This is a genomic window from Arthrobacter sp. N1 (assembly GCF_048288285.1).
GTDB lineage: Bacteria > Actinomycetota > Actinomycetes > Actinomycetales > Micrococcaceae > Arthrobacter_D.
The window spans coordinates 2153341-2166831 of the sequence record NZ_CP102608.1; the positions used below are offsets into that span (position 1 = coordinate 2153341).

At 69.9% G+C, this 13491-nt stretch carries 10 protein-coding genes; 3 read left to right on the top strand and 7 right to left on the bottom strand.

What is annotated here, in order from left to right:
- Positions 1–16: 16 nt before the first annotated feature.
- From NVV32_RS09810 to NVV32_RS09820, 3 genes are all read left to right on the top strand, one after another.
- Positions 17–763, top strand: a complete 747-nt coding sequence (locus tag NVV32_RS09810; protein ID WP_200914807.1) for a response regulator — start codon at positions 17–19, stop codon at positions 761–763.
- Positions 764–939: 176 nt separating this feature from the next.
- On the top strand, positions 940–2826 hold the full coding sequence (locus NVV32_RS09815; RefSeq protein WP_422390032.1) for an ATP-binding protein: 1887 nt from the start codon (positions 940–942) through the stop codon (positions 2824–2826).
- Positions 2827–2857: 31 nt separating this feature from the next.
- A complete protein-coding gene (locus tag NVV32_RS09820; RefSeq protein WP_055770531.1) occupies positions 2858–3394 on the top strand; it encodes a hypothetical protein in 537 nt (178 codons plus the stop codon).
- Between the two features lie 20 nt (positions 3395–3414).
- Here the strand turns inward: NVV32_RS09820 and metG are convergent, their stop codons facing one another.
- The 7 genes from metG to ilvD all read right to left on the bottom strand — a co-directional run bounded on the left by metG (position 3415) and on the right by ilvD (position 13290).
- Positions 3415–4989 carry a methionine--tRNA ligase gene (gene metG / locus NVV32_RS09825; protein WP_055770528.1) on the bottom strand — a complete coding sequence of 525 codons (1575 nt, stop codon included), beginning with the start codon at positions 4987–4989 and terminating at the stop codon, positions 3415–3417.
- Positions 4990–5035: 46 nt separating this feature from the next.
- Positions 5036–5965, bottom strand: a complete 930-nt coding sequence (locus tag NVV32_RS09830; protein ID WP_055770525.1) for an acetamidase/formamidase family protein — start codon at positions 5963–5965, stop codon at positions 5036–5038.
- 59 nt (positions 5966–6024) lie between these two features.
- A complete protein-coding gene (serA, locus tag NVV32_RS09835; RefSeq protein WP_414826623.1) occupies positions 6025–7617 on the bottom strand; it encodes a phosphoglycerate dehydrogenase in 1593 nt (530 codons plus the stop codon).
- A 108-nt stretch (positions 7618–7725) separates the two neighbouring features.
- On the bottom strand, positions 7726–8751 hold the full coding sequence (gene ilvC / locus NVV32_RS09840) for a ketol-acid reductoisomerase (RefSeq protein WP_055770519.1): 1026 nt from the start codon (positions 8749–8751) through the stop codon (positions 7726–7728).
- 69 nt (positions 8752–8820) lie between these two features.
- Positions 8821–9333 (bottom strand): acetolactate synthase small subunit, encoded by a 513-nt coding sequence (gene ilvN / locus NVV32_RS09845; protein WP_055770516.1) that lies wholly within the window; start codon positions 9331–9333, stop codon positions 8821–8823.
- 2 nt (positions 9334–9335) lie between these two features.
- Entirely contained in the window at positions 9336–11216 is a 1881-nt protein-coding gene (locus NVV32_RS09850) for an acetolactate synthase large subunit (protein WP_055770513.1), read from the bottom strand.
- 346 nt (positions 11217–11562) lie between these two features.
- Positions 11563–13290, bottom strand: a complete 1728-nt coding sequence (ilvD, locus tag NVV32_RS09855; protein WP_055770510.1) for a dihydroxy-acid dehydratase — start codon at positions 13288–13290, stop codon at positions 11563–11565.
- Positions 13291–13491: the final 201 nt, after the last annotated feature.

The window sequence follows — 13491 nt, forward strand, 5'->3', positions numbered from 1 at the left end:
CCCGAGGAGTACCGGCATGGACAGCACGGACCGCAGGCACGCACCGGCGGACGCGGAGGCTCCCGCGCCGATCCGCATCGTGATCGTCGACGACCAGCACCTGGTCCGCAGCGGTTTCGCGATGCTCATCAACTCGCAGCCGGACCTGACCGTGGTCAGCGAGGCCGCCAACGGCGAGGAGGCCGTGCGCGCGCTCGCGGCCACGAGGGCCGACGTCGTCATGATGGACGTCCGGATGCCCGGCATGGACGGCATCGAGGCGACGCGCCGCATCCTTACGGCACATGCCGGGATGACGCCGGACGGACACGGTCGGGATGCCGGGCCGCGCATCGTCGTGCTGACGACCTTCGACCTCGACGAGTACGCGCTGTCCGCGATCCACGCCGGAGCCAGCGGGTTCCTCCTGAAGGACGCGCCGCCCGAGGAGCTCCTCGAAGCCATCCGCACCGTGCACCGCGGCGACGCCGTGATCGCGCCCTCGACCACCCGGCGCCTGCTCGACCACGTGGCACCGCTGTTGCGCCAGCCCTCCCCCGAACAATCCGCCCACGCCGCCGCCGTGGCACGCCTCACCTCGCGCGAGCGCGAGGTCTTCGAGCTGATCGCCCAGGGACTCTCGAATCCGGAGATCGCGGCCCGGCTGTTCCTCTCCGAGGCGACCGTCAAGACCCATGTGGGGCACATCCTCGCGAAGCTCGAGGCACGCGACCGCGTGCAGGCCGTCGTCATGGCCTACGAGACGGGCATCGTCCGTCCCTGACGGCGCACCCTGGTGCCGCCGCACGCGCGTGACGGAGGCGCGTTCTGCTGCGGCGGCGGCGCGATCCACTCCTCGTGCTGCGCCGGTCCCCTTCAGCGGGTCGACCGGCCGATCTCCCGGCACCCCCGTGCGCCGCCTATATTGGGGGGATTGCAGCGGACGCCGGAAAGGACATCGTGGCGCAGGACGAAGCACAGGGGAATCGCGACGCCGCCCTGGCCGTCGTCGCGTCGTCGTCCGCGGAGGACTGCGACCGGTTGCGCGGGGTGCTCGACGCGGGCGGCCTCCGCGCCAGGACGGTGACCACGGCCGCATCCCTCCTCGACGACGTCCTCACGCACCGCCCGGACCTCCTGCTGGTCGATCTCGACATCGCACTCGACTACGCGGACGCCCTGTCCGACGTCGTCGACCGGCATCCCCAGCTCGCCGGGCTCCCGGTGATCCTGCTGCTGCCCGACGGCGGCGTGGCCCAGCTCCCGGACGGCCTCGCCCCCTATGTCTCCGACGTCGTCTTCCGGCCCGTGGCCGCCGAGGAGGTCCTGCACCGGTCGCGGTCGGCCATGGCGCGCCGCCGCCGCCACCAGGCGCAGCGCGCCTCGTCCGCGCGTCTTCGGGAGGACATGCGCAGGATCTCGGCGCGCATCCGGTCGACCAATGACCCCGTCGCCATGGTGGACCAGTTCCTGCCCCACCTCGGCCGGTCGCTCGGCGCGGACCGCGTGACGCTCCAGATGTTCGACGACGACCGCGTGGCCGCACGGAGCAGCACGTGGAACCGGGGCCCCGGCACGGGGAGTCCAGCAAGCACGCAGAGCACCGCGAGCACCGGGAGCACCGGGAGCACCGGGAGCACCGGGAGCACCGACGACACGGACGGTGCGCACGGTGCGCACGGTGCGCCCGCCACGCACGACGGGCACGACGGGCACGCCGGGGCGGGCAGGGCGGCCGACGTCGCCGGCCCCCGGCGGTCCGACCAGGAGTCCGCCTTCGCCCTCGCCCTGGGTCTGTGGGAGGACACGGCGGCCGCGTCGTTCAGTGCCGGTCCTGCGGCGACACCCCGCCCCGGGGACATCCCGGCGCCCGACTGGCTGCTGCGGGGTTCGCGCGAGCACACCGCACCGGGACTTCCCGCCGCCTGGACGGCCGACCGGACGCTCCACGGTGTCGTCGCAGCCCTCGGCGAGGGTGACACCCCGTTCGGCCTGCTCTGGGTGGTCCGGGCGGAGACCCCGCTCGTGTGGACCGGCGTCGAGGCCGCCCTCACCCAGCACGTCCTCGGCAACCTGGCACACGGGCTTATCCAGGCGCAGCTCATCAGCCGCCAGCAGGAGGCCGTCCGGAAGCTCCGCGCCCTCAACCAGGCGAAGAGCGATTTCGTGGGCACCGTCAACCACGAGCTCCGGACGCCGCTCGCCTCGATCGCCGGCTACCTGGAGATGATCATCGACGGTGTCGGAGGGGAGTTGCCGACCGAGGCCCAGACGATGCTGCAGGCCGTCGAACGGAACACCACCCGCCTGAGCCATCTCATCGAGAACATCTCGGCGCTCAACGCGCGCGAGGCGGACGCGTCGGAGCACGGTCCGGTCGACATCGTGCACCTGGTCTCGGAACTGACGAGCCGTCTCGTGCTGGAGGCGGCGAACGGCGGCGTCACGCTGGAATGCGTCCTTCCCGAGACCTCGGTGACGGTACCCGGGAACCGCGACCAGCTGTCCGAAGCGCTCACGGTCGTGCTGTCCAACGCCCTGAAGTTCACACAGGAAGAGGGCAGCGTCATCGTGCGCCTGCTCGACGAGCGGGATCACGGGCGCGCCGTCGTGACCGTCCAGGACACGGGGATCGGCATCCCCGCCCACGATCTCCCGCGCCTCTTCGACTCGTTCCACCGGGCATCGAACGCCACCCAGGCCCTCCCGGGGGCGGGAGTGGGACTCAGCCTCGCGAAGAGGACGCTCGAGGACCACCACGGGAGTATCACGATCGAGTCCCAGCTCGGCGTCGGCACGTCGGTCGTCGTCACGCTACCCCTCCTGAGCCACGCTGCCGTAGGCTGATGAGCCGGAATACAGCCCGGAAGGAACGCTCATGACCGCCGCAGCGAACCGCTCACCGGTCCGCCAGCTGGACCTGGAGACCCTCCTGCCCTATCTCGACCTCCACCTGGTCGGCGCCACCAACGGGGTCAGACTCTTCGGCGCGGCGGAGACGGCCTGGGCCGGCTCCCCGCACGCCGAGGACTTCGCGCGGCTGCGGCGGGAGATCAGCGAGGAACGCGCGTTCCTGAAGCGGCTGATCAAGGGGCTCGGTCACCGTCCGGGCGCGGTCAAGATGACGCTCGCCCGGATGCTCTCGGCGATCGCCCGCATGGATCCCCTGAATCCGGCGCGTCGGAAGGACACCGCCGGCGCGCAGCTCGAACTCGAAGCCCTGCAGTCGCTGCTCAAGGGCAAGGAAGCCCTGTGGTCGACCCTCCTGGCGGTCTGCCCCGACTCCGAGGGCCGTCCGGGCGGGCCCGTCGTCGACCGGCCGGTCCTGCACCAGCTGCTGGACTCGTCCAGGCGTCAGCAGGAGACCGTGGCAGGCATCATGACCGCCACGGCGCCGGACCGCTTCCTCCGCTGAACCGAGCGTGCGGGGCCGTCCTACTCCCCCGCGGGCTCCTCGTACTTCGGGAAGACGGGCGAGGGCGCCGGCAGGGCGGTGCCGGGCTGGATCCGCTGGTGGAGGGCCGCGAAGAGGCGGAGGTCGTCGTCCGCCGCGGTCCCCTGCCCGAGCGCCGTGAGGATCTCCCCCGCGCTCGTGGGCATGACGGGCTGCGCGAGGATCGCGACGACCCGCAGCACCTCCAGGGTCACGTGCAGCACCGTGTTCATGCGCTCCGGGTCGGTCTTCCGGAGCACCCAGGGCTGCTGGTCCGCGAAGTAGGCGTTCGTGTCGCCGAGGACGGTCCAGATCCCCTCGAGGGCCCTGGAGAACTCCTGTCGGTCGTAGGCGGCGCGGCTCGCGTCGAGCAGGGCGTGCGCCTGGTCGAGGATCGCCGTGTCGGCCGCGGCGTACTCCCCCGGTTCCGGCACGGCTCCGCCGCAGTTCTTGGCCACCATGGAGAGCGAGCGCTGGGCCAGGTTGCCGAAGTTGTTCGCCAGGTCGGAGTTCATGCGGCCGACCACGGCCTCGTGGCTGTACGAGCCGTCCGCCCCGAACGGCACCTCGCGCAGCAGGAAGAAGCGCACCTGGTCCAGGCCGTACTGCTCCACCCAGTCCGCGGGAGCCACGGTGTTGCCGAGCGACTTCGACATCTTCACGCCGCGGTTGTGCAGGAAGCCGTGGATCATCACACGCCTGGGCAGCTCGAGGCCCGCGGACATGAGGAAGGCCGGCCAGTAGATCGCGTGGAAACGCGAGATGTCCTTCCCGATCACGTGCACGTCGGCGGGCCAGAATCGCGTGAAGGCCTCCGACCCGGTGTCGGGAAAACCAACACCGGTCAGGTAGTTGGTGAGGGCATCGACCCAGACGTACATGACATGGCGGTCATTCCCCGGGACGGGCACACCCCAGTCGAAGGTGGTGCGGCTGATGGACAGGTCCTCGAGCCCCCGGCGCACGAACGAGATGACCTCGTTGAAGCGGGATTGGGGAGCGCCGAAGTCCGGCTGTGACGCGTAGTGGTCCAGGAGCTTCTGCTGGTAGGCGGAGAGGCGGAAGAAGTAGCTCTCTTCCTCGGTCCAGGTGACCTCGGTGTCGGTCTGGGTCGCGTACCTGACGCCGTCGTCACGCACCTCGGTCTCGTCCTCGCCCCAGTACGCCTCGTCGCGCACCGAGTACCAGCCCGCGTAGGTGTCGAGGTAGATGTCCCCGTTGGCCTCCATGCGCTTCCAGATCTCGGTCGCGGCGGCGTAGTGGTCCTCGTCGGTGGTACGGATGAAGCGGTCGTAGGACGTCCCGACGACGTCGTTCATCGCCTGGAAGGCCAGCGCGTTGCGGGTGGCCAGGTCACGCACGGGGATGCCCTCGCGGTCGGCCGCCTGCTGCATCTTCAGGCCGTGCTCGTCCGTCCCCGTCAGGTACATGACGTCGTACCCGTCGAGCCGCTTGAAGCGCGCCATCGCGTCGACGGCGATCGTCTCGTAGGCGTGTCCGATGTGCGGGACGCCGTTCGGATAGGAGATGGCGGTGGTGATGTAGAACGGGGGCTTTGCGCCGGCTGCGGGAGTCACCCTACGAAATTACCCCGCCCGGTGCGCATTTACCCAAGCGCGGGCGTCACGGCGTACGGACGGCGTCCATCCCCAGCACCGCGTGCACGCCCCACGTCCGGTTCGCGATCTGCGTGACACGGAGGTCGACGACGGAACTCGCCAGGGCGAGGGCGGTCTTCCGTTCCAGTCCGTACAATCGCTGCAGCCACGTCAGCATGGCACCGAGGGCTTCCGCCGTCGCCCGGTTCAGATCGGCGTCGAAGCCGAAGGTGATGCGGGAGGTCGGGGTGATCGCGTGGATGCCCGCCACCGGAGCGTCACGGAGGACGTCCACCGTGAGCGTCGTCGTCATGCCGCACTCGATCGCGGTGCCGCCCACCTCGCCGTCGCCCTGCGCAGCGTGGCCGTCGCCCACGTGCAGGAGCGCCCCGGGAACCGTCACGGGCAGGAAGAGCGTCGCTCCTGCCGTGAGTTCGCGGCAGTCGATGTTCCCGCCCCCGGCGGCACGCGGCGGCGTGGTGGAGTGCTCGCCGTGCTCCGCGGGCGGCAGGCCCACGACGCCGAGGAAGGGCGCCAGCTGCACCGACTGGCCGTACTGGTTGGTCCCCGTCCCGGCGTCGCGGTCCAGGTCCCACAGGAGCCAGGCGGGGTCGGTACCCGCCAGGCCGAGGCTCTGGGCGAAGGCATCGTCCCGCCGGCCTGCCGCCGTCCAGCCCCAGTCGGCCGTCTCCAACCGCTCGAACCGGAGCGCCAGCACGTCGCCGGGCTCCGTACCTGCGACCTCGATGGGACCGGTGAGCGCGTGCCCCCGGCGATCCGGGAAGCGGTAGGGCGTCACCGCCCCCGGCGTCTCCTGCCGTTCGAGGTGTCCCCAGGCGTCGAGGGAACTGACGACCACCCGGTCCCCCGGAGCCATCCGCAGCACGGGCGGGGTGTCCCGGGAGAGGACCTGGGTCGCGGTCGATTCCTCGGCGGGCAGGTGGTGCGTGGTCATCGGCGTCCTTCGCTCGGGTGTCGCGCCCGTCCGGGCTGGTGATGGCGGCTCCTCGCGGGTCAGTCCTGCAGGTCGACCTCCCGCGCGACCGTGGCGCCGATCTCCGCGCGGATCGCGTCGAGGACGTCCTGCGGGACCGAGCTGTCCACCGTGAGGAGGGACAGGGCCTGGCCGCCCTCCTTGTTGCGTGCCACCTGCATGCCGGCGATGTTGATGCCACGCTCGCCGAGGAGGCGTCCGAGCGTGCCGATCACGCCCGGCCGGTCGGTGTAGAGCAGGACCAGGAGGTGGTCGCTGATGGGGATCTCGAGTTCGTAGCCGTTGACGCCCACCAGCTTCTCGACCTGCTTGGGTCCGGTGAGGGTTCCCGCGACGGAGATCTGCGAGCCGTCCGAGAGCGCCCCGCGCAGGCGGAGCACGTTCCGGTACTCCTCGGACTCCGGAGTGGTGATGAGCCGCGAGGTGATGCCGCGCTGCTCCGCGAGGACAGGGGCGTTCACGTAGGAGACCTGTTCCGAGACGACGTCGGTGAACACGCCCTTCAGCGCGGCCAGCTCGAGCGCCTTCACGTCCAGCGACGCGATCTCGCCGGCCACCTCGATGTCGATCTGCGTGAGGGAGTCGTGCGTGAGCGCGGTGAAGATGCGCCCCAGCTTCTCCATCAGCGGGATTCCGGGGCGGACCGCGGGGTCGATGACGCCGCCGGCCACGTTGACGGCATCGGGGACGAGCTCGCCGGCGAGGGCCAGCCGGACGGACTTGGCGACCGAGATGCCGGCCTTCTCCTGGGCCTCGTCGGTCGAGGCGCCGAGGTGCGGGGTCACCACGACGCTGTCGTGGGCGAAGAAGGGCAGGTCGGTGCTGGGTTCCTGGACGAAGACGTCGACCCCGGCGCCGGCGATCTGGCCCTGCTCGAGGGCCGTGTGCAGCGCGGCCTCGTCGACGAGCCCGCCGCGCGCGACGTTCACCACGTAGGCGGTGTCCTTCATGAGGGCGAACGCCTCGGCGCCGAGCATGCCCACCGTCTCCGGGGTCTTCGGCATGTGGATGGTGACGAAGTCCGCTTCGCGGAGCAGCTCGTCGAGGGTCACGAGCCGGACGTTGAGCTGCGCCGCGCGCGCCGAGGTCACGTAGGGGTCGTAGGCGAGGATCTGCGTGCCGAAGCCCTGGAGGCGTGCCGCGACCAGGGCGCCGATACGGCCGAGGCCGATGATGCCGATGTTCTTCTCGTAGAGCTCCGAGCCGGAGTACTTCGAGCGCTTCCACTCCCCGGCCTTCAGGGCTGCGCTCGCCTGGGGGATGTTCCTGGCGAGGCTGAGGATGTGCCCGACCGTCAGTTCCGCGGCGGAGATGATGTTGGAGGTCGGAGCGTTGACGACCATCACGCCGGCCTGCGTCGCGGCCTTGATGTCGACGTTGTCCAGGCCCACTCCCGCACGCGCGATCACCTTGAGCCTCGGTGCCGCGGCGATGGCCTCCGCGTCCAGCTGCGTCGCCGAACGCACCAGCACGGCGTCGACGTCCGCCAGTGCGGCCAGGAGCAGGCCGCGGTCGGCGCCGTCCGTGGTGCGGATCTCGAAGTCGGGACCGAGCGCCTCGACGGTGGCGGGTGAGAGTTCCTCGGCGAGGAGGACGACTGGCTTGCTGGTCACGGTGTTCCTTCGGGTGGCAGGTGGATCGGGCGGGCCGGACATGGGTCCGGCAGGGCACCTGCTCGTCACTGAGCGTCGAGCACGTGCCCTGCCGGGGAGGGGGGTGCGCTAGCGCGCGACGGAACCCTCGGTGTAGTCGTCGTTCGTCTTGATCCACGAGAAGAGCTTGCGGAGCTCGCGGCCCGTGCTCTCGATCGGGTGGTCCTCGCCCTTCTTCCGGAGTTCCGTGAATTCCGGCGCTCCGGCGTCCTGGTCGTCGATGAAGCGCTGCGCGAAGGCCCCGTTCTGGATGTCGGCGAGGACGGCCTTCATGTTCTCCTTGACCTCCGGCGTGATGACGCGCGGGCCGGAGACGTAGTCCCCGTACTCGGCGGTGTCGGACACGCTCCAGCGCTGCTTCGCGATCCCGCCCTCGACCATGAGGTCGACGATCAGCTTGAGCTCGTGGAGCACCTCGAAGTAGGCGACCTCGGGCTTGTAGCCGGCCTCGGTGAGGGTTTCGAAGCCGTACTGGATCAGCTGGGAGGCGCCGCCGCAGAGCACGGCCTGCTCGCCGAACAGGTCGGTCTCGGTCTCCTCGGTGAAGGTGGTCTCGATGACGCCCGCCCGGGTGCCGCCGATCGCCTTCGCGTAGGACAGGGCGAGGTCGCGGGCCTTGCCCGAGGCGTCCTGCTCGACGGCGATCAGGTCCGGCACGCCGCGGCCGGCCTCGAACTCGCGGCGCACGATGTGCCCCGGGCCCTTGGGCGCCACGAGGGCGACGTCGACGTCGGCCGGCGGCTGGATGTAGCCGTAGCGGATGTTGAAGCCGTGCCCGAAGAACAGGGCGTCACCGGCCTGCAGGTTCGGCGCGATGTCGTCCTTGTACACGTGCCGCTGCACCTGGTCCGGGGTCAGGACCATGATGAGGTCCGCCTCCGCGGTGGCGTCTGCGACGGAGAGGACGCGCAGTCCCTCGGCCTCTGCCTTGGCGCGCGACGCCGAGCCCTCCTTCAGTCCGACGCGCACGTCGACGCCGGAGTCACGGAGGCTGAGGGCGTGGGCGTGGCCCTGGCTGCCGTAGCCGATGACGGCCACGGTGCGGCCCTGGATGATCGAAAGGTCTGCATCGTCGTCATAGAACAGCTCGGTCACGGGTGGTTCTCCTTGATAGGGGTGGAGTGGTACAGGAAGGGGGGCGCCTCCGGCGTGCCGGAGGCGCGGTCAGGCGCTGCGCAGGGCTCGGTCGCTCATCGACTTGGCGCCGCGGCCGATCGCGAGCGTGCCGGACTGCACGATCTCGCGGATGCCGAACGGCTCGAGCACGGACAGGAGCGCCGAGAGCTTCTCCGGTGTGCCGGTCGCCTCGATGATGAGCGAGTCCGTCGCCACGTCGACGACGGATGCACGGAAGAGATCCGCGGCCTGCGTCACCTGCAGTCGGGTCGCGGCGTCGGCCCTGACCTTGATCAGGATGTGGTCGCGCTGGACCGACAGCTCGGTGGTCAGTTCCACGATCTTGATCACGTTGATGAGCTTGTTGAGCTGCTTCGTGACCTGCTCGAGGAGGTCTCCCTCGGCTTCGACGACGACCGTGATGCGGGACATCCCCGCGACCTCGGTCGGTCCCACCGCGAGCGAGTTGATGTTGAAGGCGCGCCGGGCGAAGAGGCTGGCGACGCGGGTCAGGACGCCGGGGACGTCCTCGACGAGGACGGAGAGTGTGTGCCGTGCCATGGTCAGTCCTCCTGCTCCCAGGTCGGGGTCATGTTGCGGGCGATCTGGATGAGGTCGTTGCTGACGCCGGACGGGACCATGGGCCAGACCATCGAGTCTCGGCTGACCACGAAGTCGATCACGACGGGGCGGTCGTTGATCGCCAGGGCCTGCTCGATCGTGGCGTCGATGTCCTCGTCGCGCTCGCAGCGCAGGCCCACGCAGCCGTAGGCGTCGGCGAGCTTCACGAAGTCGGGCACGCGCACGGTGTCGTGGCCCGTGTTGAGATCGGTGTTGGAGTAGCGGCCCTCGTAGAAGAGCGTCTGCCACTGCCGCACCATCCCGAGCGAGGAGTTGTTGATGACGGCGACCTTGATGGGGATGTTGTTGATGACGCAGGTCGCGAGTTCCTGGTTGGTCATCTGGAAGCAGCCGTCGCCGTCGATCGCCCAGACCACCCGGTCCGGGTTGCCGACCTTCGCGCCCATCGCCGCGGGCACGGAGTAGCCCATGGTGCCGAGCCCACCCGAGTTCAGCCAGGCGTGCGGGCGCTCGTACTGGATGAACTGCGCCGCCCACATCTGGTGCTGGCCGACACCCGAGACGAAGACGCCCTCGGGACCGGTCAGCTCGCCGATCCGCTTGATGACCTGCTGGGGCGCCGAGAGGCCGTCCTCCGGCTGGCTGAAGCCCACGGGGTAGGTGTCGCGCAGGTGGTTGATCGTCTTCCACCAGGCGGAGATGTCCGGGCGTTCCTGCGTCGCGAAGCTCTCCCGCACGGCGGCGGTGAGTTCGGGGATGATCTCCTTCACGGACCCGACGATCGGCACGTCCGCTGCACGGTTCTTCGAGATCTCCGCGGGATCGATGTCCGCGTGGATGACCTTGGCGTTCGGGGCGAAGCTCGAGAGCACGCCCGTCACGCGATCGTCGAAGCGGGCGCCGAGCGTGATGAGCAGGTCCGCCTGCTGCAGGGCGGTCACCGCGGAGACGGAGCCGTGCATCCCCGGCATGCCCACGTGCTGCTCGTGGGAGTCGGGGAAGACGCCGCGGGCCATGAGGGTGGTGACGACGGGGGCGCCCACGAGTTCGGCGAGTTCCTTCAGTTCCAACGAGGCGTGGCCCTTGACCACGCCACCGCCCACGTAGAAGACGGGGCGCTGGGATCCGCTGATGAGGCGGGCCGCCTCGCGGACCTGCTTGGCGTGTCCGCGCAGCACGGGCCGGTATCCGGGGATGTCCACCCGGGGCGGCCAGGAGAAGGTCATCGTGGCCTGCTGGGCGTCCTTGGCGATGTCCACCAGCACGGGCCCGGGGCGGCCCGTCGTCGCGATGTGGAAGGCCTCGGCCAGGACGCGCGGAATGTCCTGCGCATCGGTGACGAGGTAGGAGTGCTTGGTGATCGGCATGGTGATGCCGACGATGTCCGCCTCCTGGAAGGCGTCCGAGCCGATGAAGGCGCTCGAGACCTGCCCGGTGATGGCCACCATGGGCACGGAGTCCATGTGGGCATCGGCGATGGCGGTCACGAGGTTCGTGGCGCCCGGGCCGGACGTCACGATGCAGACGCCGGGACGACCGGTGACCATGGCGTAGCCCTGCGCGGCGTGGCCGGCACCCTGCTCGTGGCGCACCAGGACGTGGCGGAGCTTGGTCGACGCCATGAGGGGATCGTAGGTCGGGAGGATGGCTCCGCCGGGAAGGCCGAAGACGTCGTCGACGCCGAGTTCCTCGAGGGACCGCACGATCGCGGCCGACCCGAGCATGCGGGTGGGCGCGACGACGGCATTGGGTCCGCGGACGGCGCTCGCCTGGACGACGGGCACGGTCTCGCGCGCAGGTGCTGCGGGAGGTGCTGGCCTTGCTGCCAACAGCGCGGGGCTGATGGGCGATCCCTTGGACATCTCAGACTTCCTTCGGAACGTTCGCTGCACTGCTGCAGCTGTGACTGCGGATGGACATCCGCGGGCTTCTTCGTCGACAGGTCGTGTCAACAAAAAAACCCCTCAGCCTGGTCGGGCTCTGCGAGGGGTTGCGCGTGACTGCAGTCGTCGGGTGGACGGGCTTCAGGCCACGCGCTGTGTAAGGACGACGACTACGGGTTCGAGCTGCATACCTGTAGTTTCCACGCCCCCTCGAAAGGGTGTCAACCGCACCCCCTGCTGTCTCACATGATGGACACCATGTCCAGTTAGTGGACATTAACCAGGGGTGCCGGCCACGCGGTTCCCCGCGTGGCCGGCCGGTCGCTCAGCCGCAGTAGGCGCCCGTCGACGCCGAGTGCACGAGCTTCGCGTACTTGCCCAGCACGCCCTTGGTGTAGCGGGCGGGCAGCGGCGCCCAGCCCACCTTCCGCTCCTCGAGCTCGGCCTCGTCGACCAGCAGGTCGAAGCTCTTGGCGGCGATGTCGACGCGGATGCGGTCACCGTCCTGCACGAAGGCGATGGGACCGCCGTCGACCGCTTCCGGGGCGACGTGCCCGATGCACAGGCCCGTGGTGCCCCCCGAGAAGCGGCCGTCCGTCAGCAGGAGCACGTCCTTGCCGAGTCCGGCCCCCTTGATGGCCCCGGTGATCGCGAGCATCTCACGCATGCCCGGCCCGCCCTTCGGCCCCTCGTAGCGGATCACCACGACATCGCCCGCGTGGATGGCTCCTGCGTCCAGGGCGTCCAGGGCCCCCTGCTCACGCTCGAAGACGCGGGCAGTGCCCTCGAAGACGTCGGCGTCGAACCCGGCGCTCTTGACCACGGCACCCTCGGGCGCCAGGGACCCGTGGAGAATGGTGATCCCGCCGGTCCTGTGCATCGGGTTGTCGAGAGCGCGCAGGATCTTGCCGTCGAGGTCCGGCGGGTTGATGTCCGCGAGGTTCTCCGCGAGCGTCTTGCCGGTGACGGTGAGGCAGTCGCCGTGCAGCAGGCCGGCGTCGAGCAGAGCCTTCATGATGACTGGCACGCCGCCCACCTTGTCGACGTCGAACATCACGTAGCGGCCGAAGGGCTTGAGATCGCCCAGGTGCGGGATCGTGTCACCGATGCGGCTGAAGTCGTCGAGCGTGAGGTCCACCTCTGCTTCACGGGCGATGGCCAGCAGGTGCAGGACGGCGTTCGTCGAACCGCCGAAGGCCATGGTGACCGCGATGGCGTTCTCGAAGGCCTTCTTGGTCATGATGTCGCGCGCCGTGATGCCGAGGCGCAGGAGGTTCACGACGGCCTCGCCGGACTTCTGGGCGAACGCGTCGCGCCGCCGGTCGACGGAGGGAGGAGCGGCGGATCCGGGCAGGGACATCCCGAGGGCCTCGCCGATGCAGGCCATGGTGTTGGCGGTGTACATCCCGCCACAGGCACCCTCGCCGGGACAGACGGCGCGCTCGATGCTGTCGAGGTCCTTGAGGCTCATGGTGCCGGCCGCACAGGCGCCGACGGCCTCGAAGGCGTCGATCAGGGTGACCTCCTTCTCGGTCCCGTCCTCGAGCTTCGCGAAGCCCGGCATGATGGTGCCCGCGTACAGGAAGACGGAGGCGAGATCGAGGCGGGCCGCCGCCATGAGCATGCCCGGCAGGGACTTGTCGCAACCGGCCAGGAGGACGGACCCGTCGATGCGCTCTGCCTGCATGACGGTCTCGACCGAGTCGGCGATCACCTCGCGCGAGACGAGGGAGAAGTGCATGCCCTCGTGGCCCATCGAGATGCCGTCGGAGACCGAGATGGTGCCGAACTGCATCGGGAACCCGCCCGCGTCCCGGACACCCTCCTTCGCGCCCTCCGCCAGGCGGTTGAGGGACAGGTTGCAGGGTGTGATCTCGTTCCACGAACTCGCGACGCCGACCTGGGGCTTGGCGAAGTCGTCGTCGCCCATGCCCACCGCACGGAGCATTCCGCGGGAGGGGGCCGCATGGATGCCGTCCGTGACGACGCGGCTCCGGGGTTTGATGTCTGGCGTTGTCTGCGGTGTTGTCTCCGGCGTTGTGTCCACGGTCATGGTGGAAGTCTAGGCCGGTGTTGCAGGCACGTTTCGCCATGTGACCCTCCTGTTACAGCCCGTCGTGGCCTGCGCGGAAGGCATCTCCCGGCCCCGGCGGGCCCCTCGTGCAGGCCCTCGACGCTCCGGTACAGTGTGGTCTTCGCGGGCGAACCGACCCGCCTGCGGGCCGGGTGCTCCGCTCAGGGTCCCGCCGTCGGG